19 protein-coding genes are annotated in these 24200 nt (G+C 61.2%); 13 read left to right on the top strand and 6 right to left on the bottom strand.

The genetic code is table 11. The features are described from left to right. Window positions 1-212: 212 nt before the first annotated feature. Complete coding sequence (locus BFP93_RS11485; RefSeq protein WP_065887360.1) at window positions 213-998, bottom strand: sulfite exporter TauE/SafE family protein; 786 nt, start codon at window positions 996-998, stop codon at window positions 213-215. Window positions 999-1191: 193 nt separating this feature from the next. Between BFP93_RS11485 and BFP93_RS11480 the strand changes: the two genes are divergently transcribed. From BFP93_RS11480 to BFP93_RS11470, 3 genes are all read left to right on the top strand, one after another. Continuing rightward, window positions 1192-1713 carry a DUF3455 domain-containing protein gene (locus BFP93_RS11480; RefSeq protein ID WP_065893168.1) on the top strand — a complete coding sequence of 174 codons (522 nt, stop codon included), beginning with the start codon at window positions 1192-1194 and terminating at the stop codon, window positions 1711-1713. Between the two features lie 87 nt (window positions 1714-1800). After that, complete coding sequence (locus tag BFP93_RS11475) at window positions 1801-2331, top strand: sigma-70 family RNA polymerase sigma factor (RefSeq protein WP_065893167.1); 531 nt, start codon at window positions 1801-1803, stop codon at window positions 2329-2331. Continuing rightward, the gene (locus tag BFP93_RS11470; protein ID WP_065893166.1) at window positions 2328-3002 is read left to right on the top strand and encodes an anti-sigma factor; all 675 of its coding nucleotides are present in this window, start codon (window positions 2328-2330) and stop codon (window positions 3000-3002) included. The genes BFP93_RS11475 and BFP93_RS11470 overlap by 4 nt, the downstream gene beginning before the upstream one ends. On the opposite strand, the gene BFP93_RS11465 is transcribed toward BFP93_RS11470, so the two are convergent. Both BFP93_RS11465 and BFP93_RS11460 read right to left on the bottom strand, forming a co-directional pair. After that, complete coding sequence (locus tag BFP93_RS11465; RefSeq protein ID WP_065893165.1) at window positions 3003-4304, bottom strand: ATP-binding protein; 1302 nt, start codon at window positions 4302-4304, stop codon at window positions 3003-3005. Between the two features lie 3 nt (window positions 4305-4307). Next, a complete protein-coding gene (locus BFP93_RS11460; RefSeq protein WP_065893164.1) occupies window positions 4308-5009 on the bottom strand; it encodes a response regulator transcription factor in 702 nt (233 codons plus the stop codon). 227 nt (window positions 5010-5236) lie between these two features. Here BFP93_RS11460 and BFP93_RS11455 point away from each other — a divergent pair, with 227 nt between their 5' ends. The 5 genes from BFP93_RS11455 (at window position 5237) to BFP93_RS11435 (ending at window position 11879) form a co-directional block, all read left to right on the top strand. Next, the gene (locus tag BFP93_RS11455) at window positions 5237-6379 is read left to right on the top strand and encodes an efflux RND transporter periplasmic adaptor subunit (protein WP_065893163.1); all 1143 of its coding nucleotides are present in this window, start codon (window positions 5237-5239) and stop codon (window positions 6377-6379) included. Between the two features lie 6 nt (window positions 6380-6385). After that, window positions 6386-9484, top strand: a complete 3099-nt coding sequence (locus tag BFP93_RS11450) for an efflux RND transporter permease subunit (protein ID WP_065893162.1) — start codon at window positions 6386-6388, stop codon at window positions 9482-9484. Between the two features lie 186 nt (window positions 9485-9670). After that, window positions 9671-10312 (top strand): DUF1345 domain-containing protein, encoded by a 642-nt coding sequence (locus BFP93_RS11445; RefSeq protein WP_065893161.1) that lies wholly within the window; start codon window positions 9671-9673, stop codon window positions 10310-10312. 73 nt (window positions 10313-10385) lie between these two features. Further along, window positions 10386-11225: an AraC family transcriptional regulator gene (locus BFP93_RS11440; protein WP_065893160.1), complete on the top strand. Its 840-nt coding sequence runs from the start codon at window positions 10386-10388 to the stop codon at window positions 11223-11225. A gap of 54 nt (window positions 11226-11279) precedes the next feature. Then, on the top strand, window positions 11280-11879 hold the full coding sequence (locus BFP93_RS11435; protein WP_065893159.1) for a LysE family translocator: 600 nt from the start codon (window positions 11280-11282) through the stop codon (window positions 11877-11879). A 50-nt stretch (window positions 11880-11929) separates the two neighbouring features. On the opposite strand, the gene BFP93_RS11430 is transcribed toward BFP93_RS11435, so the two are convergent. The 3 genes from BFP93_RS11430 to BFP93_RS11420 form a co-directional block, all read right to left on the bottom strand. Continuing rightward, on the bottom strand, window positions 11930-14185 hold the full coding sequence (locus BFP93_RS11430; protein WP_065893158.1) for an autotransporter outer membrane beta-barrel domain-containing protein: 2256 nt from the start codon (window positions 14183-14185) through the stop codon (window positions 11930-11932). Window positions 14186-14421: 236 nt separating this feature from the next. Further along, window positions 14422-16455, bottom strand: coding sequence for a hypothetical protein (locus BFP93_RS11425; protein WP_065893157.1), 2034 nt, complete (start codon window positions 16453-16455; stop codon window positions 14422-14424). Between the two features lie 138 nt (window positions 16456-16593). Next, window positions 16594-18582, bottom strand: coding sequence for a hypothetical protein (locus BFP93_RS11420; protein ID WP_065893156.1), 1989 nt, complete (start codon window positions 18580-18582; stop codon window positions 16594-16596). Between the two features lie 261 nt (window positions 18583-18843). Between BFP93_RS11420 and BFP93_RS11415 the strand changes: the two genes are divergently transcribed. The 5 genes from BFP93_RS11415 to BFP93_RS11395 all read left to right on the top strand — a co-directional run bounded on the left by BFP93_RS11415 (window position 18844) and on the right by BFP93_RS11395 (window position 24024). Continuing rightward, a complete protein-coding gene (locus tag BFP93_RS11415) occupies window positions 18844-19905 on the top strand; it encodes a LacI family DNA-binding transcriptional regulator (RefSeq protein ID WP_065893155.1) in 1062 nt (353 codons plus the stop codon). A gap of 84 nt (window positions 19906-19989) precedes the next feature. Continuing rightward, a complete protein-coding gene (locus BFP93_RS11410; protein WP_065893154.1) occupies window positions 19990-20772 on the top strand; it encodes a sugar phosphate isomerase/epimerase family protein in 783 nt (260 codons plus the stop codon). Beyond that, complete coding sequence (locus BFP93_RS11405) at window positions 20765-21706, top strand: sugar kinase (protein ID WP_065893153.1); 942 nt, start codon at window positions 20765-20767, stop codon at window positions 21704-21706. The genes BFP93_RS11410 and BFP93_RS11405 overlap by 8 nt, the downstream gene beginning before the upstream one ends. Window positions 21707-21751: 45 nt before the next feature. Then, a complete protein-coding gene (locus BFP93_RS11400) occupies window positions 21752-23047 on the top strand; it encodes an MFS transporter (RefSeq protein WP_065887373.1) in 1296 nt (431 codons plus the stop codon). Further along, window positions 23047-24024: a 2-hydroxyacid dehydrogenase gene (locus BFP93_RS11395; protein ID WP_065893152.1), complete on the top strand. Its 978-nt coding sequence runs from the start codon at window positions 23047-23049 to the stop codon at window positions 24022-24024. Before BFP93_RS11400 ends, BFP93_RS11395 begins: the two co-directional genes overlap by 1 nt. Window positions 24025-24200: the final 176 nt, after the last annotated feature.

The following is a 24200-nucleotide window of genomic DNA, read 5'->3' as shown; positions in this document are numbered from 1 at the left end:
TGCCGAGTGGTGGGGCAAGAGCGTTTTGCTTACTTTTGCGCTTTTCAAAAGTGAGCCGCCGTAAGGGCGGAACCCTAAGCAGCCGTGACCGCAGCAACGGATATGTACTCGGTCCGATCCAACATCCTGGTCGGCCCAGAGGCCGCCATCGGGAGCAAGCCCCCTCCCACATTTGAGGCCGACAAAGCCCCACATTGGAACCGCCGCTTACCCTAGAACGCCAGTTTGTAACCCACCGCCATCAACATCACCGCCAGACAAGGACGCAGCACACCATCCGGAATCCTGCCCGTCATATGACTGCCCAGATAAATCCCCGGCAGCGAGCCCATCAGCAGAAACCCCAACAGATGCCAATCCATATTGCCCATGCTCGCATGGCCCAGCCCCGCCACCAAAGTCAGCGGCACCGCATGGGCGATCTCGGTGCCCACCAGACGGCGCGTAGCGAGAAACGGATACAGAATAAACAGCGCCACGGTCCCCAGCGCGCCGGCGCCGATGGACGTCAGCGCCACCATCGTGCCGAGCACCGCGCCCGTCACCACCGTCAGCGCATTCAGATTGCGCGGGCGCATGGCGTAGTCGTCACCGGCATGGCGCTGGGCGAACGCCAGCAAGCGTTGCTTGAACAGAATCGCCAGGGCCGTCAGCAACAACACCACGCCCAGCGCCTGCTTGATCACCGCATTCATCGCGCTGGGGTCAGTGTGCAGGCTGGCGAGGAACCACAGGGTCAGCAACACTGCCGGCACGCTGCCCAGGGTGAGCCAGCCGGTAATGGTCCAGTCGATGTTCCTGTTCTTGCTGTGCACCAGCACCCCACCGGACTTGGTGATGGCGGCATACAACAGGTCAGTGCCCACGGCAGTGGCCGGATTGATACCGAACCACAACAGGATCGGCGTCATCAACGAGCCCCCACCGACGCCCGTCATGCCTACGATAAACCCTACGATCAGGCCGGCAACCACGAACCCCACATTACCCACATCCATCACAGCTACCTGCGGCCTTATAAATTTCTGGCGGCAGGATAGCGATTTTTCTTATAACCACTTATATCAATATGATCTGACTTTATGCTTTTTTTAAAAACCCAACTTTTTTTGCACACCGCTGCATCCAATCGGCATGCCTCCCGAGTAGCAGTCAATGTAACCCTGCTGTCCTACCCAATGGAGAAACACCATGCACGTTAAAGCACTGCTTTGCTTGACCAGCTTGCTCATCGTCGCACCTGCCGCCTTTGCGCAGACCGGCGTGCCCGACGGCATCAAGGTGCCGGATGGCCATAAGGTGACGATGGAAACCACCGGTGTCGGCGAGATCACCTACGAATGCCGCGACAAGGCCAACGCGCCGGGCCAGACCGAATGGACCTTCGTCGGCCCCAAGGCGGTGCTCAACGACCGTAATGGCAAGGCAGTGGGCAGTTATTTCGGCCCGCCCGCCACCTGGCAGGCCCAGGACGGCTCAACGATCACCGGCACCCAATTGGCCGTGGCACCGTCGAGTCCGGGCAACCTGCCCTATCAGTTGGTCAAGGCCAATCCGGCCGAGGGCAAGGGCGCCATGACCGACGTGACCTATGTGCAGCGGGTTGCGCTCAAGGGCGGCGTGGCACCGGGTACGCCATGCACGGTCGCGAACAAGGGCCAACAGGAACGGGTCAAGTACCAGGCCGATTACATTTTCTGGGCAGCCAACTGAACAAACTCGGCTACGCTGGCCATGCAGGAGCGAGCACGCTCGCGCCTGCAGAGGACGGTCGTTCACTCAGTGGCAGGAAATGTTGGCTTGGCTGAAATCATCTTTGATTACGAAATGTGCCTGTTGGCCTGCGCCCGTGGCGATCAACGCGCCCTGCATCAGCTCTACGAGCATGACAGCAGCCGCTTGCTCGGCGTGGCACTGCGCATTACCCGAAACAAGGCTCAGGCTGAAGACATCGTGCACGACGCCTTCATCAAAATATGGCACGGCGCGCGCAGTTTCGATCCCGATCGAGGCTCTGCACGCGGCTGGGTGTTCAGCGTGACTCGGCACCTGGCCCTGGACAGTGTGCGCAATACCGGGCGCGTGGTGCCCCTGGATGATCAGGACGAGCCACTTGCCGAACCTGCCGATACCTTTGAATTCGCCGCGCGCTCCGGGCAAATCCACAGCTGCCTGGAACGCCTCGACCCGGCCCGCCGCAGTTGCATCCTGCATGCCTACGTGGACGGTTACTCCCACAACGAAATCGCGCAGAAACTGAGTACGCCGTTGGGCACCGTCAAAGCCTGGATCAAACGCAGCCTTGCCGCCTTGCGGGAGTGCATGGCATGAACGACACACTTGATGAACTGGCCAGTGAATACGTGCTGGGCACCCTGCCCGCCGAACAGCGCAATGAAGTCCGGCAACGTCTCAAGCACGATGCGGCACTGCGTGCGGCAGTGGATGCCTGGGAGCAACGCCTGTTGCCCCTCACGGCGCTGGCGCAACCGGTGCGCCCTTCGGCGCACGTGTGGCGGCGCATCGAGCGCCACCTCGCAGCCCCGCACAACCACGTGGCGTGGTGGAACTTGCTGGCATTCTGGCGTGGTCTGGCCGCTGCGGGGTTGATGGCAACCGTGGTACTGGGCACGCTGCTGCTGATACGCCCGCCCATTGCCGAACCCAGCTTTTTGGTAGTGCTGGTGGCACCGCAAAGCCAGGCACCCGGTTGGGTGATCCAGGCCAGCGATAACCGGCAGATCCAGTTGATTCCACTGGGCGTGATGCAGGTGCCGGCCGATAAGGCCCTGCAATTCTGGACCAAGGCCGATGGCTGGCAGGGGCCGGTGTCCCTGGGGTTGGTCAAGCCGGGCCAGACGTTGTCGGTGCCACTGGACAAGCTGCCGCCGCTGGCGCCGAATCAATTGTTCGAGCTGACCCTGGAAGACCCGAGCGGCTCTCCCACCGGTAAACCGACCGGGCCGATCCAGGCCATCGGCCGCGCGGTCAAGGTGCTTTGATCAATCGACAGTAGGCAACCACACGCGAAACCGCGCCCCGCCCAACGGTGAAGCCTCGGCGGTCAAGGTGCCGCCCTGGGCTTCCAGGGCCCGCCGGCTGATGGCCAGGCCCAGGCCAAAGCCCCCGGTGGCGCGGTCGCGGCTGCGGTCCAGGCGATAGAACGGCTCGAAGATGCGTTCGCGCTGATCCGGCGGAATGCCGATACCGTCATCATCCACGCGAATTTCACAGCCTTTGGGGCAGACCTTGACGCCGACCTGGATGCGCTTGTCGCAGTAACGCGTGGCGTTGCGCAACAGGTTCTGCAGCGCGCGGGCAGTGAGACGCGGATCGAGGCTGAAGCTCTCCACGGCGCAGTCGAGCGCGACCTCGATGACGATCTCGGGGTTTTCCAGCTCATCGTCGACACTGCCCAATACACTGTCGATGAATTCATCCAGCACCACCTCCACGCGTTCCGGCAACTGCGCCGGGTTTTGCAGGCGGCTGTAGGACAGCAATTCCAGCACCAGCTCATCCAGCTCCCGAATATGCGCCACGAGGCCCTGCAAGCGTTCCCGGCTGGCCGCCGGCAAATCTTCCGACAGCGCCAGGGCCAGGCCGAAATCCAGGCGCGTCAGCGGTGTGCGCAGCTCGTGAGACACCGCGTTAAGCAGGTCGCGCTGCTGGTTCAGCAGATGCTCGATGTCATTGGCCATGGCGTCGAACACTGCCGCCAGGCTGCCGATGCTGGAACTCGACGGGATCTGCGTGCGTTCGGCCAGGTTGCCCTTGCCCAACTGCGCGGCGGTGCTTTTGAGACGCTCCAGGTCGCGCCAATGGGGGCGCAACCACACCAGCAGGCAGGCCAGCAGCGCGGCGCCGACCAGCACGTTCATCGACCAGTACAGCAGGTTCATGTCCAGCGGGTCCGGCGGGATGATCAGTTTGACCGCGAACTGCTCGTTGATCGGCGAGCTGACTTCCTCCATCCAGCCCCACTCACCCAGGCGGACCACCGGTTTGCCCTGCTCCAGTAACCGCTCCTCGGCGGGCGTGTAGCGCGCGTCCTGGCGCAGCAGCAATTGCACCTTCAAGGGCGCGAAGTCGCGGCTCAGCTGCTCGGTGACCTGCGACCAGCGTTCCACCGGCGCGCGCAGGTATTGCTTGACGATAAGCGTTTGCTGGCCACGGGACTGTTCGACGTTGTAGTTCAGGTAGCGGTGTTCAAACAGCTGGATCACCAGCTTGGGGATCAGGAAAATCGCCGCGCTGTAGGTGACGATAGTGATCAGGTAGAGGCGCAGCAGGACACGAAACATGGCTCAGCATTCCCACTCGGAACGGCTGAACAGGTAGCCCTTGCCCCACACCGTCTTGATCTTGCGTGCTTCACCGGCGTGGTCGTCGAACTTGCGGCGCAGCTTGGAGATGGCCACGTCCACCGAGCGGTCGGTGCCGTTGAACTCGATACCGCGCAGACGCTGCAGGATCTGGTCGCGGCTGAGCACTTCCCCGGCATGCCGCGCCAGCACCACCAGCAGGTTGTACTCGCCGCTGGACAACTCCACCGCCTGCTCGCGCCAGGTGACGCTGCGCTCGGACAGGTCGATGCACAGATTGCCCATGATGATGCGGTCGCTGGCCACCTGGGGTTCCGACAGGCTGCTGCGGCGCAGCAGGGTGCGCACACGGGCGAGCAGCACGCGGGGCTCACAGGGTTTGGTCACATAATCGTCGGCGCCCATTTCCAGGCCCAGGACCTGATCGTGGCTGTCGTCACGGGCCGTGAGCATCAGGATAGGCAGGCCCGCCGAGTCCGCGCGCAGCAAACGGCAGACCTGCAGGCCGTCGAGGCCGGGCAGCATCAGGTCGAGGATCACCAGGTCCGGCGGGTTCAGCCGCGCCCGCTCACGGACCAGGTCGCCACGGCTGAGCACGCTGACGTGGTAGCCATTGCGCTCCAGGTAGCTGGCAATCAACTCGGAGAGTGCGGCGTCGTCTTCCACCAGGAGGATGTTGGGCATGAAGGTGTTTCCAGAAAATACAGTGAGGTGTCGTACACAAATCCATGTGGCAGGTGGCAAGCCCCCTCCCACATTTGATCTTCATTGCAAGCAAGGTTGTGCAAGGATATACGCCCTCAGCGCCCCGCGCGCCGCCCCTTACATTTCTTCACACACGACCTACACAGCTTCACAGCACCACGGCGCAGGTGACTTTAGGATGCGCCAGTCAATATTGGGATAAGAGCATGTCAAAGAATCTATTTGCGCCGTTTTGCCTGCTGGCCCTCACACTGGCGCTGAGCGCGTGTGGTCAGTCAGCAGACGAAGCGCCACAAATGCCCCTGGCCAAAGTGCGCATCGAGACGCTGCAGGCCAAGCCCCTGTCCATCACCAGCGAATTGAGCGGGCGCATCGCCGCGCCACGCATTGCCGAGGTGCGCGCCCGGGTCGCCGGGGTGGTGATGCAGCGCGTGTTCAACGAAGGCCATGACGTGAAACAGGGCGACGTGCTGTTCCGCATCGACCCGGCGCCCTTCAAGGCCGACCTCGACAGCGCCCAGGCCAACCTGAGCAAAGCCGAGGCCAATGCATTCCAGGCCCGCCTGCAAGAGCAGCGCTACAGCCAGTTGGTGGAAGGCAACGCCATCAGCGGCCAGGACTACGACAACGCCCGCGCCGCCCTGCGCCAGACCAACGCAGAGGTTGCCGCGCAAAAGGCTGCCGTCGAGCGTGCCAGGCTGAACCTGGGTTACGCCACCGTGACCGCGCCGATTTCCGGGCGCATCGGCCGTGCCCTGGTGACCGAAGGCGCGCTGGTCGGCCAGAACGAAGCCACGCCGCTGGCGGTCATCCAGCAGTTGGACCCGATCCACGCCGACCTGACCCAGTCCACCCGCGAGCTCAATGACCTGCGCCGTGCCTTCCGTGCCGGCAGCTTGAAGCAGGTCGGCCAGGACCAGGCCAAGGCCACCCTGATCCAGGACGACGGCAGCCTGTACCCGTTGCCGGGCAAGCTGCTGTTCGCCGAAATCAGCGTCGACCCGGGCACCGGGCAGATCATCCTGCGCAGCGAGTTCCCCAACCCGGACCTCGACTTGCTGCCCGGCAGCTTTGTGCGGGTGCGCCTGGAACAGGCGGTCGACAAGCAAGGCCTGAGCGTGCCGCAACGCGCCATCACCCGCGACAGCGCCGGCATCCCCATGGTGCTGTTGCTGGACGGCGAGCAAACCGTGCGCCAGCAGCCGGTGGAGTTGGGCGCGGTGATCGAGGATCGCTGGATCGTCAGCAGCGGCCTCAAGCCCGGTGACCGCATTGTCGTCGAGGGCCTGCAACATGCACGCCCCGGTGAAAAAGTTGAAGTGGACGACAGCCCGCTCGTGAAGGAATAACCCGCCATGCCGCAGTTCTTTATCGACCGCCCGATCTTCGCCTGGGTGGTGGCCTTGTTCATTTTGCTGGCCGGCGTCCTCGCGATCCCGCAATTGCCGGTGGCCCAATACCCCAACGTCGCGCCGCCCAAGGTGGAAATCTACGCGGTGTACCCTGGCGCTTCGGCCCAGACCCTGGATCAAAGCGTGGTCAGCCTGATCGAGCAGGAGCTTAACGGCGCCGATCACCTGCTGTATTTCGAGTCCCAGAGCAGCCTGGGTTCGGCGACCATTACCGCCACGTTCCAACCGGGCACCAACCCGGAGATGGCCCAGGTGGATGTGCAAAACCGTCTCAAGGCGGTGGAGTCGCGCTTGCCGCAAGCCGTGACGCAACAAGGCTTGAAGGTGGAAAAAGTCTCGGCCGGCTTCCTGCTGCTGGTAACGCTGACATCCGAGGACGGCAAGCTCGACGACGTGGCGCTCAGCGATTACCTGGCGCGCAACGTGATGAACGAACTCAAGCGCCTGAACGGGGTGGGCAAGGCCCAGCTGTATGGCGCCGAGCGCGCCATGCGCATCTGGATCGACCCGCAGAAGCTGATCGGCTTCAACCTCACCCCGGCCGATGTGAATGCCGCGATCAGCGCGCAGAACGCTCAGGTCTCCGCCGGCAGCATCGGTGATCTGCCAGCGACAAACACCCAGGAAATCACCGCCGCCATTCTGGTCAAGGGCCAATTGTCGACGCCGGCGGAGTTCGCCGACATCGTCCTCAAGGCCAACCCTGACGGCTCTACCGTGCGCATCGGCGACGTGGCGCGGGTGGAAGTCGGCAGCCAGGAATACCAGTTTTCCACCCGACTGAACGGCAAGCCGTCCACCGCCGTCAGTGTGCAACTGTCGCCCGGCGCCAACGCGCTGAACACCGCGAACCTGGTGCGGGCGAAGATGGACGAGCTGTCGCGCTTTTTCCCGGCCAATGTGCAATACAAGATTCCGTACGATACCTCGCCGTTCGTGAAGGTCTCGATTACCAAGGTGGTCTACACCTTGCTCGAGGCGATGGCGCTGGTGTTCGCGGTGATGTTCCTGTTCCTGCAGAACGTGCGCTACACCCTGATCCCCACGCTGGTGGTGCCGATTGCACTGATGGGCACCTTCGCTACCATGCTGTTGCTGGGCTTTTCGATCAACGTACTGACCATGTTCGGCATGGTGCTGGCGATCGGCATCCTGGTGGACGATGCGATTGTGGTGGTGGAGAACGTCGAGCGGATCATGGCGACTGAGGGCCTGTCGCCCAAGGAGGCGACGAAAAAGGCCATGGGCCAGATCACCAGCGCCATCATCGGTATCACCCTGGTGCTGGTGGCGGTATTCCTGCCGATGGCGTTCATGCCAGGCTCCGTGGGGGTGATCTACCAGCAGTTTTCGCTGTCGATGGCCACCTCGATCCTGTTTTCGGCCTTCCTGGCCCTGACCTTGACGCCGGCGCTGTGCGCCACCTTGCTCAAGCCGATTGCCCAGGGCGAGCACCATGCCAAGGGCGGCTTCTTCGGCTGGTTCAATCGGCGCTTTGAACAGCTCACCGACCGCTATGAAGGCTGGGTGGCCTATGCCCTCAAGCGCAGCGGCCGTTACCTGCTGATCTACCTGGTGCTGCTGGTGGGCCTGGGGCTGCTGTTCAGTCGCCTGCCCTCCTCGTTCCTGCCGGTGGAAGACCAGGGCTACACCATCACCGATATCCAGTTGCCACCGGGCGCGAGCAAGAACCGCACGGTGCAGGTGGCCGAGCAGATCGAGGCGCACAACGCCACGGAACCGGGGGTGGGCGATACCACCATGATCATGGGCTTCAGCTTCTCCGGCTCCGGGCAGAACGCGGCGCTGGCGTTTACCACGCTCAAGGACTGGTCGCTGCGCAGCAGCGATGATTCGGCTTCGTCGATTGCCGACCGCGCCAACATGGCCTTCAGCGAGCTCAAGGATGCGATTGCCTTTGCGGTCCTGCCCCCCCCGGTGGACGGCCTCGGCACCTCCAGCGGCTTCGAGTTCCGCCTGCAGGACCGTGGCGGCGTCGGCCACGCGGGGCTGATGGCTGCGCGTACCGAGTTGCTGGAAGCGGCCGCGAAAAGCCCGATCCTGGCCAACGTGCGCGAAAGCGCCCTGGCCGAAGCGCCGCAGATACAGCTGGAAGTGGACCGCAAGCAGGCCAATGCGCTGGGCGTGGCGTTTGCCGATGTCGGCAATATATTGTCGTCGGCCATCGGTTCGGCCTATATCAACGACTTCCCCAACCAGGGGCGCATGCAGCGCGTGGTGGTGCAGGCCGAAGGCGACCAGCGCAGCCAGGTGGCGGACTTGATGAAGATCAACGTGCGCAACAACGCCGGGAAAATGGTGCCGCTGTCGGCGTTTGTCGCAGCCAAGTGGACCCAGGGCCCGACGCAGCTGACGCGCTACAACGGCTACCCCGCCATCGCCATCAGCGGCGAAGCGGCGCCAGGGCATAGCACCGGCGAGGCAATGGACGAAATCCAGCGTCTGGTCAGCCAGTTGCCCGCAGGTTTGGGCCAGGAATGGACCGGGTTGTCCTTGCAGGAACGCCTGTCCGGTTCCCAGGCGCCAATACTGTTGGGCCTGTCGCTGCTGATCGTGTTCCTGTGTCTGGCGGCCTTGTACGAAAGCTGGTCGATCCCGACCTCGGTCTTGCTGGTGGTGCCGCTGGGTGTGCTTGGGGCGGTGCTGGCGGTGAGCTTGCGCGGCATGCCCAACGATGTGTTCTTCAAGGTCGGCCTGATCACCATCATCGGGCTGTCGGCGAAGAACGCGATTTTGATCATCGAGTTCGCCAAGGACCTGTATGAACAGGGCGAGGACTTGGTCGACGCCACCTTGAAAGCCGCGCGCCTGCGCCTGCGCCCGATCATCATGACCTCGCTGGCGTTCATCCTCGGCGTGGTGCCGCTGGCGATTGCCACCGGGGCCAGCTCGGCGAGCCAGCAGGCCATTGGTACGGGGGTGATTGGCGGGATGATCACGGCGACGCTGGCGGTGGTGTTTGTGCCAGTGTTTTTTGTGGTGGTGATGAAGTTGGTGCGCAAGCGCGACAAAGACGCTTAGTCCAGCCAAGCGCGGTAAATCATGTGGGAGGGGGCTCGCTTCCGATGACGGTGTGTCAGTCAGTGTGTTTATAACTGATACACCGTCATCGGGGGCAAGCCCCCTCCCACAGGGTTATCGATCAAGTTCATGATCAAGTACAACCGAATAAGCTATGGTGCTCAAAACTACCCAGTATGAGCCGCCATGCCCTTCCTCGCCCGCACCCACCCTCGCCTTTCATCCGCCGCCGTGCTGGGCCTTGCCGTGGGCCTCCTGGTGCCGGCCGAGGCGTTGGCCAGCAAAATCCTGATCGGCTGGAACGCCGGCGTCTGGACCTACCTGGTACTAATGCTGTGGCTGACCATTCGCGCCAAGGCCGAGGACGTCAAGCGCATCGCTGAAGTCGAAGACGAAAACGCCGGGCTGGTGCTGTTCATGGTGTGCATCGCCGCCATCGCCAGCCTGGCAACCATCACTTTCGAATTGGCGGGCAGCAAAGACCTGACAACCACCGAGCGCCTGTTGCATTACGCTTTCACCGGGGTGACGGTGATCGGTTCGTGGCTGCTGATCGGGGTGATCTTCAGCGTGCACTACGCCAGGCTCTATTACACCTGGAATGGCAAGGAACCGGCGCTGCGCTTTGCCGAAGGCTTGCTCACGCCCAACTATTGGGATTTTCTGTATTTCTCCTTCACCATCGGCGTGGCGGTGCAGACCTCCGATGTGGGCGTCGCCACCCGCGGCTTGCGCAAGGTAGTGCTGGGACAATCGTTGATCGGCTTTTTATTCAACACGGCGATTCTAGGGTTCTCGATCAATATTGCCGCAGGGCTGTTCGGCTGAGGCTGCACAAACCTTCTAGACGCAGGGCCGACCCTGGGCCCTAATGGCGATACACATTCATCCTCGGTGATTTATGGCCGCGCACAATTGGATCGATCTGTCCCAGGACGCCGATACCGGCATAGAGACCCTGCGCGCACATTTCCAAGGGCACGCCTACGACCCGCACTGGCACGACAGCTACCTGATCGGCGTTACCGAGCAAGGGGTGCAGCAGTTCAATTGCCGGCGCACCCGCCATAACAGTGTGCCGGGCCAAGTGTTCCTGCTGGAGCCTGGAGAGATCCACGACGGTAACGCGCCCACTGCCGATGGCTTCACCTACCGCATGCTTTATCTGGACCCGTACTGGCTCGCGCGCGAAGTTTCGGCGGTGTTCGAGCAAGCCCCGGCCGACCATCAACTGAGCTTCGCCCGAACGTTGACCCATGACCCGCAGCTGGCCCAGGCGACCAGCCAGGCGTTCCAGAGCCTGCATCACAACGAACTGCGGATCGTGCGGCAAAGTGCACTGGATCAATTGCTGGCCCGTCTTACCGGGCAACTTCACTGGCGCCGCCGCTACAGCCAGGACCCGCGCCTGCCGCAGGTCGCCCACAGGGCGCGGGAATACTTGCATGACCATCTGCACCACGACATTGGCATGGACGAACTGGCCCTGGCCTGCGGTGTCGACCGCTTTCGCCTGACCCGCGCGTTCAAAAGCGCCTTCGGCCTGCCGCCCCATGCCTACCTGGTGCAATTGCGTCTGGCCCGCGCCCGGCACTTGCTCGCCAAAGGCGCACAACCGGCCGATGCCGCCAGCGCGCTGGGGTTCGCCGACCAGAGTCACCTGGGCCGCTGGTTTGTGCGGGCGTATGGACTGACGCCCGCCGCGTACCGCAAGCGCTGCTCAAATCTTCCAGACAGCTGAGCCGCAGGCGAATGAAGATCGACTCCATCAATGGCTTTACCGGAGTGCTTCGCCATGCTGTCCACCTTCATCCCTTTCATGCTGTTCGCGTTCGTCGCCTCTATCACACCTGGCCCCACCAATGTGCTGGTGTTGAGTAACAGCGCGCGTTATGGCTTCAAGGCCGCGCTGCCGATCATCCTCGGCGCGTGCACGGGTGCCGCAGGCATCGTCTTGCTGGTAGGGTCGGGGCTTGGCCAGTCGCTGACGCAAGTGCCCAAGGTGCAAAGCGCCATGCAATGGGCCGGCGTTGCCTGGTTGAGCTACCTGGCCTGGCAGATTTACAGCGCACCGCCCAAGGCTGTGAGCCCGCACACCACCAGCAAGCGCCTGGGCCTCACCGGCGCCGCCGGCCTGCAATTGATCAACCCCAAGACATGGATGATGGCCGTGGCGGTGGTCAGTGTGTTTGCCGGCAATGGGCCGGACCGCCAGGCGCAGGTGCTGTATTTGTCGCTGCTGTTTTTCGCGATTTCCCTGCCCTGTCTCGGCGCCTGGGCGATATTGGGGGCCGGCTCGAATCGGTTGCTGCGCTCGACCAAGGCGATGCAACGCTTCAACCGGTGCACGGCCTTGCTGCTGTTGGGTTCGACCTGGTTGAGCCTGCTGATCTGAAGACGAAAAAAAGGGAAGCCGTAGCTTCCCTTTTCACGTAGACACGCGCCTTAAAAATCGTAACGCACGCCAAAGTTGACGCCCCAAGGCTGGTCGATTTTCTTGCCCTGGCTGGTTTCGATGTCGGCATGCAACTTGACGTTCTCCGATACGGTCATGGCCACACCAGCCGCCAGCTCGATGCGCGAGCCGGACAGGTCGTTGTTGAAGCTCTGGTCGTTGATGAACACCTTGTTGCTCTGGTCAAACTCATGGGCCACCGCAGTGCGCAAGTAAGGCTGCAGGATACCGCCGCTGTCCAGTTGGATGTTCTTGCCCGCAGTCACACCGAGCTTGCCGACCACCGAGCTGGAACGATCACCCTTGGCGTGCAGCCCATTGGTCAGGTCGTAGCTTTGCGCCTGGGTGATGGTGGCCGACAACTGCCCATAAGGCTCGACGAAAAAGCCGTCGTCCAACTTGATATGGCGACCGAATTCAGCCGAAGCGCCCACGGCGTTTTGCGCATAGTTGCCTTTGGCTTTCTTGCCATCGCTCATGGTCACATTGTTATCGGTGTGCAACCGGTTGAGCTTGGCCACGCCATCGAAGTACAGACCGCTTTCAGCGTCCATCCAGGTGGCATAACCGCCCACGTAGTAGCTCTTGACCTCGCCGCTGCTGCCACGGTTCAGACTCAGGTCGGACACGCTGTGACCGGCCATCATACCGGCGATCCACTGGCCATCACCGCTCGACAACGGCGCGTCGGCACCGATGGTGAAGCCCTTCTGGTTTTGCGTGTAGCCCGCACCGTTCTTGTTGGCCGCCACATCGAACTTGTTGCCGTAGCTGCGCATCCACATACCGTTGCCCGCGCCTTCGCTGAAGCGCAATTCACCCATGCGCGTACGCAGGATGCTCATCTCGCCATACAGCACGGTCGGCGCGCTGTTGAACAAGGCCAGCACCGAGTGAGCGGTGGTACTGGTGCCGCGACGGGAGGGGTCGAGCAGCCAGTCGGTGCCTTCTTTCTTCAAGCCGTAATCGAAGGCGCCAATATCAACGGTGCCGCCCGCCAGGGCGAACTGCGCATCACCGCCTTCGGTGTGCACCACCTTGATCGGCTCGCCCTTGGCCAGCTCGGAGCCGGTGGCGGCCAACAGCAGGCTGTGGTTGCCTTCGGCCTTGCCCTGTACGTTGAGGAAGTCGGTCTGGTTGGTGGAAAAGTCGGTGTGCATGATGAAGGTGCCATTACCGTCCAGGCTCTTCACATCCAGTTGGTAAAACGCGTCCGGCGCGCCGAACTCCACGGCGCCACCGCCCATTTTCAAGGCGTCGACAGTGCTGTTGCCGACCAGCACCCACTTGGACGCTTCGTTCACGCTCAATTCGGCGACGTTCTTCAACTGGCCGGTCAGAAAGGCACCGTTATTGAGTTGCACTTTTGCCTGGCTGCCGTCTTCGACCACTACGTCACCGAACAGCGAGCTGCTGTCCACGTTCAGGTTGGCTGTGGAGCCGCCGGTGACTTCAAGGAGATTGCCGTTACCGCCGATCAGGTTGGAGCCATTGCGAACCTGGATGTCGGCGTTGCTGCCCTGCCGAGTGAAAATGGCCGCGCCGCTTGTGCCTTCAACGCTCGAACCGTCCAGCACCAGGCTGTTGCCCAGCACACCGGAGGTGCCGTCGATGCCCATTTGCACGCCGTTCAGCCCGCCGACAATGTGGCTGTTGGTGGCATAGGCCTGACCGCTGAACAGGGCAATCCCCACACCGGTCGCACCGGTGGCCTGCACCTTGGTATCGACCAGATCAAGTACGCTGTAGGCGCTGGCACTGGCGCCGCGCTGCGTGCCGGTGATGGTGGAGTTGACCACTTTGATCCTGGAGCCGACTTTGGACCCGTCCTGCCGGCCGGCGGCCAGCCCGCTGCCATTCTTGTTGAGGATGTTGCTGTTGGTGATCAATACATTGCTGTCGCTGGACTGCAAGGCGGTACTCGCGGTGCTACGCGCAATGACATCGGAGCCGTCGATACGAACACTGGACGCGTAAGCGGTGATGTCCTGGGTCGAGCTGCCCGGGTCGAGTGTCAGGATTGCGGACTGACTGGTAATGTTCCTGGTGACCGCGCCCTTGACGGTAAAGCCGGAGCCTGGCTTTAACTCAAACGCGTCCGGGGTTCCCCCAGGCACGACGAAATCGTCAGGCTTGGTGATGACACGGGCTTCGGCGGCATGCGCGACAAGCATCAGCAAGGTAACGGCGTTGACTTTCAACGCCAGACTTAAAGGCGATGGCTTGAAATTGAATACAATTGACATTGAACGGACCTCTGGGTTGGCATTCCTTCACGGAAAAAATATGGCCGGATCCAAAGTGCGCGGGAGCCAGCCAAACGAGCGGTGCCAAGGTATCCAGAGCGGTTACCATTTTATGTAGGAATAATCTTAAGTAGCCGTATGAACTGGGGTTAGGAGGCGAAGTCGAGGTGGATTTTTTTGCGTAAAAAAACCTAAGAGCGGAGTTAGCGCTCTTAGGCTTAAGTGGTTAAACACAGCTAGGCGGGTACGGGAGTTCCATCACAGAAGGTCCCGGGAGTGCCGGGGGCGCCGGCTTTATGGCCGCGCGCACGATGGAGCGCCTCGTCGGACTTCAAGGGGCTGCCAGCGAATGGGATGGTGTACCAGAGTTTCATTGACCCCGTAAGGCGCGCAGCGGAATTGGGTTGGATGGTTTTAAAAATGTCCGCGTAAGGTCCCAGGTTCATTTCAAACCCAAGATTTCTGTCGCTCTCCGTCAGGATAGTCCTGGTTCTCATGCCAACCGCAGCGGCGACGGGCAATGTTCCAGCATCATCGCTGTAACCCTGGGAATTTAACGTCACTACCATACTTATTTGAAACTCATTGCTCGGCGGAATAAATACGATTAGATCACCGGGGGGCGGCCCGACAGGCCTGAAACTGTCACAGTTGATGAAACCTGTCCCCGTGAGGTTTCTAACCACCGGTCTGTCCAGTGAGATAACGATCGCAGTCACGTCAACGGGTGTGAGGGGTGCTTGCTGTGTATTAGAGGTGCCCGCCGATTCAATCGTGTAATACGCCAACTTGGTACCGTTTTTACCGTCGAAGATGTCGGCCCACGGGATGCGCATATCGACCTCTTCGTCAGCGACGCCACCGGTGATCAGGCGGGTATCAACGATCTTTCCGTTATAAAAAAGCTTGATCGTAAAGTCTCTGGCGTCAGGTGTCGGTGCCTCGTCCCACAGCCTGATCCGCGCGATGGCATCTCGGGACGCATGCGCCGGGGTCAATTGGTCGTCATCCGGCCCTTCACTGCCGTCCAGCCGCACACCTATCACACGTACGGGATTGAGCTTGGTGTTGATCGGATCGGGACCGTCCGGGGTTGGGCCTACGACAAACAGGTCCAGATCGGTCGTCGCCGTCAAGCCCGCCGGGTAACTGACGGAGCGGCGCTTGACCGCATAAGAAACCGTCAATTGCAGCAGCCCTACCGTTGCCCCGTAGAGTGCGACCAGCGTTGCGTAATCGACATGCACGGGAACGGGAAAAATTGCGCTCCCAACCGGAAAGTCAGGCAAGGTTATCGAGCCAAGGCTGGTGGTGAGGGTGATACTCAGCATATCGTCCGCGCGCAGTACATTATCGTATTGGGGAATACGCACTATCGCACCGTTAAGTGCCGCGACATCTGCACGGTTGATCAAACCATCGCCGGGGACCGCCAAGTCGATGGTAGGCGCCTTGAAATTACCGGGTTTGGGAAACAGGCTTACATCCAGGTTAAACGCGCCAGACAACCTCGACTCATTGCCCGCCGCATCCACAATCACATAGCGCAAACTATGCAAGGCATCCGGATGGGCTTGAACCACCGACAGCGGCAACGGCAAACTGAGGTCTGCGGGGATCGTCCAAAACGGGTTCGGGTCACCGGGTACCGGCAAATACGGTTCATCCGAATTTGCAAAATAAAGCAGCGCCCTGTCCCCTGGAGCTTTACCTTGCCCCACATAATCGGGGAATGTGAAGATTGCCGTCTCATTGGGTTTGCTCAAGAAATAATCGGCATCTACGCTATCGGGTAAATCAGCCGGGGGAATAGGTGCGGGAATGGTACCTACCCAACTTTCATAGGGTGCCTCAAGATCGATGATAAGCAATTGCGGGTTGGACTCGGTCTTGTTACCGAGATTGAAGACCTCTATGGCATATTTCAGCTTATTGATACCGACAGGGCGCCGCCCGCGTACAACATTTATTTCAAGCCCGGTGGCAGAAACATTCGCTGCCGGAACAATAATAGGGTTTACCCAGTCCGCCTCATCATTAGGTTGGACCCACAGCGTATAGACATCAGGTTCCAGCGGATTGGTACTGAAATCATCCGGCCGCGGAATCGTCACCATCATGTCTTCGCTCAGAGCGACGGACTTGGTGATCAACCCGGGAAATCCGGGCACCTCCCCCTCCAGTTTGGCGTCCGGAAAAGCGAGCACATCCGGGTTGGCCTTGCGTTCATTTTGGAAGTTGCGAATAGCGTCCAACGTTTGCCTTTTCATAGTCTCTCCAGGATTTTTCAGGTAAGCGTAACTTCGAGGCGCGAGAATCCGCGCCCTGCAACATTGCGAGAACTTCCAACACTCGCTGAATAACTGCAGCGTTAACGTCAGCCAATAAAATGCTATAGCCGCTTCAACTTACTCAGGCAGAACGCGCGTGGCTTGCCCTGTCGCTGAGCAGTTAATAAGGTCACCCGCCTTACAATACCCGCCGCCGGCATAGTTCAAATCGATACGAATTCTTCTGGGCTCGGACTCACCGATCAACACGCCACGACGCCTGACTTGATAAAACACTTGCGCAGAACCAAAGTCGCACATCGGTATAACTTTTTCTTCATAGGGCGCTACCGTAAAGTCCAATCCATTGATCAAGTCATAATCGTTATCAAAGGATTTGCTTTCTGCATAGCGAGACTCTTCAATCACCGGTCCTTCCCAATTATTCGTGAGGTACCCCGCCCAGAAAAACCTCACGACATCATCACGTTCAAAACGTAGATCATTGGCTATATGCCAATGCACGCCATAAAACACCTCGGGTTTTGAACAACAGGATAAATAACCGGCTCCGCCGACCAGGGTATGTTTGAGTATCGGCGATGGAAATGAGATCAGCGTGCCAGTGTTGACATTGACGAACGTGTTTTCAGACTGCTGATCATTCACACCATTACTGGTGGTGTAGTACACGGGCAAGGCAGGATGAATAAAACCTGCCATGACCGCCCACGGAATGACCGTGGAAAACACCAACTGCCCTTCGACATCGCCCGCCTGAACCGTGTAGGACGCGACCGGCCCGACACCGTTCCAGAAGAACCGCAGGACTTGCCCCGGCTCCGGCTTTTCATACAGGAACACACGGGCCCGTGCGCCGGCAGGGTTGTCATCATGGTTGACCACATTCGGCAGGTTGGACACCAGCCCGCGAACCTCTGCCAGGGGTAAATCCGGATTCAGCAGCGCCGGCGCATTGGCGTGGTCTTGCCCGGCGATAGTCAGGTTCACATTCACGCGAATGCCAAACGAAGGAAAGGCGGGCAGCGCTCCGCGAATAATCTCATAGCGTACCGGTACCGTTTCCGGGGCCAGCGTATCCGTCAGAGGCCCTCGCAGCACCGTCCACGGAATCGGCACATCGGTGGGGAACGTATCGACGGGATGGAGCGAGGTGGGCCGGCCTTTCCAATACACCACAACCTGATCCCCCGGCGCCCAGTCGGTATAGCTGCCGATCCGCACAAAAATCCCGGCCCTGGCGTCTTCACGATTGATCAACAAATCGCTGTAACGCTCAGGAGGATAGATTTCGGGAAACGGCAGATCAGAAGGCAAAGGGATCAGGCCCAGTCGAAACTGAAGGCCCGCACTGCGATCACTGAAATTGCCGGCCTTGTCAAAAATGCGAAAAAAGATATAAGCGTCACCATTGTCCAAACCGCGAAATACGTCGGCGGGCAGATACGCGATCAGTGGTTCGCTACTCGATACCCACTCGTACAGGCCGTCCTCACGCGCGACTGGTGGGTTGGGCAGATTGGAGGTGTAGAAGTGAAGGACGTCGCCATCGCTACGTCCCCTGTAAGGCGGCACATGAAACGCAACGAGAGGGTTGGCGAGCAGATACGCCTCGTCCATCACCGGTGACGGCGGCACCACAAACTCCAGATGATCCGCAGGGTTCAACAACTGGGGCTCATCCATGTCCACGGTGAGTGTGCGTTTAGGGTCCAGCACAGTCACCCCGCCAAATGAGTCGGTGACGGAGTAATAGAGCTCAACGGGGCCCGATAAGGCGCGCAGTACGACCAGCGGAATGAACATTTGGTGGTCGATCGGTAGTGGCGGTGGCGGCGCATTGATCGTCAGGGAGTCGCTATAGACCACCGTACCGCCCCGTGACCAATACAGAGTCAGGATATGGGGCGTATCCAGCGGTTCCGGTGGCGGCCCCCACTGGGGGATAAGCACCTCAAGCGGTGCAAGCATCAGCGCCGCCGGAATCAGGCCCTCCGGATCCAGCGGGTCCACCCCGGGAATAATCATCGGGGCCAATGCCAGGGGCCCGTTGTCATACAGCCTGGAGCTGTCGGCGCTGATCGCTGATTCGTAGGTATCGGACATAAACATTTCCTCAACATGGCAGCCGGGAACAACCAGCAATCACCGTAAGAGCCGGCCTGGGGTTGAAGAAATTAAAGCCTCAATCACACCCGTTCGATACTGTCAGAACTCACAGGTGTGGCTATCCACTCGTCGGATTCCAGCCGTTCAAGCACGCAGGTCCATCAGGTTTTTTCTTGACGACTCGCACGGTGTGGTGTCTTCTGAAACCGGTTTCAGCGTGTACCGATTGTTTAATTCCAATAAGAAAGGCCCGCCACCGTGACTTCTTTTTCCTCCGCCCAGCGCAGCCGTGTGACCATGCTCAATGTGGCCGAACGCGCCGGTGTGTCCAAAGCCAGTGTGTCGCGCTTTATCGGCGACGACCGCGCCCTGCTCTCCGATGCCATCGCCCTGCGTATCGAGCAGGCCATCGCTGAACTCGGCTACCGCCCCAACCAGATGGCCCGCGGCCTCAAGCGCGGACGCACACGCCTGATCGGCATGCTGGTGGCCGATATCCGCAATCCCTATTCCATCGCGGTGATGCACGGTGTCGAAACCGCCTGCCGCCAGCACGGCTACAGCCTGGTGGTGTGCAACACCGACCGCGATGACGAGCAGGAGCGCCAGCACCTGGCGGCGCTGCGCTCGTACAACATCGAAGGGCTGATCGTGAATACGCTTGGCCATCACCTCGACCAACTGCTGGAACTGCAACGGGAAATGCCCCTGGTGCTGGTGGACCGCAAGGTTGAGCCGCTGCACAGCGACTTGGTCGGCCTGGACAACCCGGCGGCGGTGCGTATGGCGGTGGAGCACCTGGAGCAACAGGGTTATCGCGACTTGCTGCTGGTCAGCGAAGCCACCGATGGCACCAGTTCGCGCCTGGAGCGCCTGCACAGTTTCAACGCCGAGATTGCCCGGCGCCCGGACTTGACCGGTGCCATGGTTGAACTGGATGGCGAGCTGGAGAGCCGCCTGCGAACCTTTCTGGCCAAGCCCGGCCCCAAGGCGCTGTTTTGCGCCAACGGTGTTGCTGCGCTGGCCTGTACACGGGCGCTGAAAAACCTGGGCAGCAACCTGTTCGATGATGTCGGCCTGATCGCCCTGGATGACCTGGAGTGGTATCCACTGGTGGGCAACGGCATCACCGCCCTCGCCCAGCCCACTGAGGCGATTGGCGCCACCGCGTTTGACTGTCTGCTCAAGCGCCTGCGTGGCGACACAGCCCCCACCCGCACCCTGGATTTCCTGCCCCAACTGATCATCCGAGGCTCCACCCAACTCCCTGTGGGAGGGGGCTTGCCCCCGATTGCGGTATATCAGTCAGCTCAGCTGTAGCTGACCCAACGCAATCGGGGGCAAGCCCCCTCCCACATTTTGCTCTGCGGATAAAAATGAAACCGGTTTCAGAGGTAAACAATAATGCATGAATATCCCGTCTCCATCAGCCTTTCCAGCTACGGCGCCGACCTCGTGCGCCAGCAGGGCCAATTGAGTTTGGTCGCACTGTTGAGCGCCGCCGGTGCCCGGCGCATCGAATGGCGTGAAGAACTGCTCACCACCGAACAGCCCGACACGCTGGCCGGCGCCGCCGCCGAGCACGGCCTGGACTCGGTGTTTTCCTCGCCCCTGGAACTCTGGGTGGCCGGGCGTGCCCAGCCTAATCCGGACCTCGCCGCCACCCTCGACCGCGCCCAGGCCTTCGGCTCGGGCTGGCTGAAAGTCTCCCTGGGTTACTTCACCGACACCAACGACCTGGAGAGCCTGCAGGCCCTGCTCGATCGCCACGCGGTCAAGCTGCTGGTGGAAAACGATCAGACCCTGCATGGCGGCCGGATCGAGCCGATGCAACGGTTTTTCACCGAGGTCGAACGCCTGGGCTTGCCTGTAAAGATGACCTTCGACATCGGCAACTGGCAGTGGCAGGACCAGTCCGCCCTCACCGCCGCGCGCCTGCTGGGCCGGCATGTGGACTACCTGCACTGCAAGGCCGTCGCCCGTCGCGCGGACGGCAAGCTGGTGGCCGTGCCGCCCGGCGCCACCGATTTGCATCTGTGGGAACAACTGCTCACGCACATGACTCAAGGTATTACCCGGGCGGTGGAGTTTCCGCTGCAGGGCGATGACCTGGTCGAGGTGACCGCACAACAGGTCGCCACCCTCGCCCGCCTTGGCCAACCCCGTGTGGAGAATGCCCATGTCTGAGATCGATATCCTGTCGTTTGGCGAGACCATGGCGATGTTTGTCGCCGAGCAGACCGGCGACCTGGCCCAGGTCGGCCAGTTTCACAAACGCATTGCGGGCGCCGACAGTAATGTCGCGATTGGCCTGTCGCGCCTGGGTTTCAATGTGGCGTGGCTGAGCCGGGTGGGTGATGACTCCCTCGGGCGCTTCGTCGTCGACACCCTGGTCAGCGAAGGCCTGGACTGCGGGCATGTGGGCGTCGACCCGCTGCACCCCACCGGCTTTCAGCTCAAGTCCCGCGAAGAGTCCGGCGCCGATCCCCAGGTGGAATATTTCCGCAAAGGTTCGGCGGCCAGCCATTTGTCGGTTGCGGACATCCGCCCGGCCCTGCTGCAAGCCCGTCACCTGCATGCCACCGGAATTCCGCCGGCGTTGTCCGAGGCCACCCGCCAATTGTCGGTGGAGCTGATGACGCAGATGCGCAAGGCCGGGCGCAGCGTGTCATTCGACCCGAACCTGCGCCCCTCCCTGTGGAACAGCCAGGCGCAGATGATCCGCGAAATCAACGCCCTGGCCGGCCTGGCGGACTGGGTATTGCCCGGCCTGGGCGAAGGCCGGCTGCTCACCGGTTTCGATGACCCGGCGGATATCGCCGCGTTCTACCTCGACCAGGGTGCCGAAGCCGTGGCGATCAAGCTCGGCCCCGATGGCGCCTATTACCGTACGCAGATGGACCAGGGCTTTGTCGCCGCCGTGCGCGTGGACACGGTGGTCGACACCGTGGGCGCCGGCGATGGTTTTGCCGTGGGCATGATCAGCGCCCTGCTGGAAAACGCCAGTTTTCCCGAGGCGGTACAACGCGGCAACTGGATCGGCAGCCGCGCCGTACAGAGCCGTGGCGACATGGAAGGGCTGCCTACCCGCGCCGAACTACCCCACCGATCCGTTGCATAACCCACTACCTGTTGCCACAACTACAACAAGCTCAGGAGCAACCTTATGGAAACCGCGAAACTTGCCACCCGCCGTTGGTGGTACATCATGCCCATCGTGTTTATCACCTACAGCCTGGCCTACCTGGACCGCGCCAACTATGGCTTCGCCGCCGCCTCCGGGATGGCCGAAGACCTGATGATCACCCCGGGCATGTCGTCCCTGCTCGGCGCGCTGTTTTTCCTTGGCTACTTTTTCTTCCAGGTGCCGGGGGCGATCTACGCGCAGAAGCGCAGCGTCAAGAAACTGATTTTCGTCAGCCTGATCCTGTGGGGCGGCCTGGCCACCCTGACGGGCGTGGTGTCCAACGCCTACATGCTGATCGTGATTCGCTTCATGCTCGGGGTGGTCGAAGCCGCGGTGATGCCGGCGATGCTGGTGTACCTGTGTCACTGGTTCACCCGCGCCGAACGCTCGCGGGCCAACACCTTTCTGATCCTCGGCAACCCGGTGACCATGCTGTGGATGTCGGTCGTCTCGGGCTATCTGGTGCAGCATTTCAGCTGGCGCTGGATGTTTATCATCGAGGGCTTGCCGGCGGTGCTGTGGGCGTTTATCTGGTGGAAGCTGGCCGATGAGCGCCCCAAGGATGCCAAGTGGCTGAGCGACAGCGAAAAGCAAAGCCTGGAAAGCGCCCTGGCCGCCGAACAGGTGGGTATCAAGGCGGTGAAGAACTATGCCGAAGCGTTCCGCTCGCCGAAGGTGATCATCCTCGCGCTGCAGTTCTTCTGCTGGAGCATTGGCGTGTATGGCTTTGTATTGTGGTTGCCATCGATCCTCAAGGCCGGCCTGAAAATGGACATGGTCGAGGCCGGCTGGCTCTCGGCGCTGCCCTACCTCGCTGCCGTGATCGGCATGCTGGTGGTTTCCTGGGGCTCGGACAAGCTGCAAAAGCGTAAACGCTTTGTATGGCCGCCGCTGTTGATTGCCTCGATTGCCTTTTATGCCTCTTACGCCCTCGGCGCGGAACACTTCTGGTGGTCCTACACGCTGCTGGTGATTGCCGGCGCGTGCATGTATGCGCCGTATGGCCCGTTCTTCGCCATCGTCCCGGAAATCCTCCCGGCCAACGTCGCCGGTGGCGCCATGGCGCTGATCAACAGCATGGGCGCGCTGGGCTCGTTCGGCGGCTCCTATCTGGTGGGTTACCTCAATAGCAGCACCGGCTCGCCCGGGACCTCCTACCTGCTGATGAGCGGTGCATTACTGCTGTCGGTGGTGCTGACGATTTTCCTCAAGCCGGGTGCCAGTGACCGTGAGCGCACGCCCTTGGCCACCCTCGACATGAAGGCCCATTCCTGATGAAAAAATCCGTGGTTTTATACAAAAAGCTGTCTGCGCCGCTGATGGCGCGCCTGCATGAGCAGGCCGACGTGACACTGATCGACGCCCTGGACGAGGCCGGCCTGGTCCGCTTGCGCGACGCCCTGCCGGGCGCCCACGGGCTGCTGGGCGCAAGCCTGCGCCTGGATGCCGGGCTGCTCGACCTGGCGCCGAAACTGGAGGCGGTGGCGAGTGTCTCGGTGGGCGTCGATAACTACGATATCGACTACCTCACCCAACGCGGCATCCTGCTCAGCAACACGCCGGACGTGCTCACCGAAACCACCGCAGACACCGGCTTTGCGCTGATTCTGGCGACTGCCCGGCGCGTGGTGGAACTGGCCGACCTGGTGCGCGCCGGCCAATGGAACAAGAACATCGGCCCGTCGCATTTCGGCAGCGACGTGCACGGCAAGACCCTGGGCATCATCGGCATGGGACGCATCGGCGAAGCCCTGGCCCAGCGCGGGCACTGTGGCTTCGGCATGCCGGTGATCTATCACAGCCATTCGCCCAAGCCTGCGGTAGAAGCCCGCTTTGACGCGCAGTACCGCAGCCTGCCGGATTTGCTCAAGGAAGCCGATTTCGTCTGCCTGACCTTGCCGCTCACCGCCGAGACCGAGAAGTTGATCGGCGCCGAGGAGTTCGCGCTGATGGGGCCGGAGACGATCTTCATCAACATCTCACGGGGCAAGGTGGTGGACGAAGCGGCGCTGGTCGAGGCCTTGCAACAGCGCACCATTCGCGCCGCCGGCCTGGATGTGTTCGAGAAAGAGCCGCTCGATCACGCGTCCCCGCTGCTGCGCTTGAACAATGTGGTGGCGACGCCGCACATCGGCTCGGCGACCCATGAGACGCGCGAAGCGATGGCCAGGTGTGCGGTGGATAATCTGTTGCAGGCGTTGGCGGGCGAACGGCCGCGGAATCTGGTGAACGCAGACGCCTGGAAACAATAGCGCCCTGACAACAGGGATCAAATGTGGGAGGGGGCTTGCCCCCGATGGCGGCCTCAGAGCCGACCGGGATGTTGGATCAGATCGAGTACATATCCGTTTCTGCGGTAACGGCTGCAATAGGTTCCGCTTTTACAGCGGCTCACTTTTGAAAAGCGCAAAAGTAAGCAAAACGCTCT

It is taken from the genome of Pseudomonas sp. 44 R 15 (assembly GCF_900004965.1).
In the GTDB taxonomy this organism is placed as follows: domain Bacteria; phylum Pseudomonadota; class Gammaproteobacteria; order Pseudomonadales; family Pseudomonadaceae; genus Aquipseudomonas; species Aquipseudomonas orientalis_A.
This window is presented reverse-complemented; position numbering and strand designations above follow the sequence as displayed.

Coding starts and splice junctions, on each gene's coding strand:
- BFP93_RS11485 (WP_065887360.1), bottom strand. CDS start 998: ATGGATGTGGGTAATGTGGGGTTCGTGGTTGCCGGCCTGATCGTAGGG.
- BFP93_RS11450 (WP_065893162.1), top strand. CDS start 6,386: ATGCCGCAGTTCTTTATCGACCGCCCGATCTTCGCCTGGGTGGTGGCC.
- BFP93_RS11445 (WP_065893161.1), top strand. CDS start 9,671: ATGCCCTTCCTCGCCCGCACCCACCCTCGCCTTTCATCCGCCGCCGTG.
- BFP93_RS11410 (WP_065893154.1), top strand. CDS start 19,990: ATGCATGAATATCCCGTCTCCATCAGCCTTTCCAGCTACGGCGCCGAC.
- BFP93_RS11440 (WP_065893160.1), top strand. CDS start 10,386: ATGGCCGCGCACAATTGGATCGATCTGTCCCAGGACGCCGATACCGGC.
- BFP93_RS11465 (WP_065893165.1), bottom strand. CDS start 4,304: ATGTTTCGTGTCCTGCTGCGCCTCTACCTGATCACTATCGTCACCTAC.
- BFP93_RS11430 (WP_065893158.1), bottom strand. CDS start 14,185: ATGTCAATTGTATTCAATTTCAAGCCATCGCCTTTAAGTCTGGCGTTG.
- BFP93_RS11425 (WP_065893157.1), bottom strand. CDS start 16,455: ATGAAAAGGCAAACGTTGGACGCTATTCGCAACTTCCAAAATGAACGC.
- BFP93_RS11455 (WP_065893163.1), top strand. CDS start 5,237: ATGTCAAAGAATCTATTTGCGCCGTTTTGCCTGCTGGCCCTCACACTG.
- BFP93_RS11470 (WP_065893166.1), top strand. CDS start 2,328: ATGAACGACACACTTGATGAACTGGCCAGTGAATACGTGCTGGGCACC.
- BFP93_RS11405 (WP_065893153.1), top strand. CDS start 20,765: ATGTCTGAGATCGATATCCTGTCGTTTGGCGAGACCATGGCGATGTTT.
- BFP93_RS11395 (WP_065893152.1), top strand. CDS start 23,047: ATGAAAAAATCCGTGGTTTTATACAAAAAGCTGTCTGCGCCGCTGATG.
- BFP93_RS11400 (WP_065887373.1), top strand. CDS start 21,752: ATGGAAACCGCGAAACTTGCCACCCGCCGTTGGTGGTACATCATGCCC.
- BFP93_RS11460 (WP_065893164.1), bottom strand. CDS start 5,009: ATGCCCAACATCCTCCTGGTGGAAGACGACGCCGCACTCTCCGAGTTG.
- BFP93_RS11435 (WP_065893159.1), top strand. CDS start 11,280: ATGCTGTCCACCTTCATCCCTTTCATGCTGTTCGCGTTCGTCGCCTCT.
- BFP93_RS11420 (WP_065893156.1), bottom strand. CDS start 18,582: ATGTCCGATACCTACGAATCAGCGATCAGCGCCGACAGCTCCAGGCTG.
- BFP93_RS11480 (WP_065893168.1), top strand. CDS start 1,192: ATGCACGTTAAAGCACTGCTTTGCTTGACCAGCTTGCTCATCGTCGCA.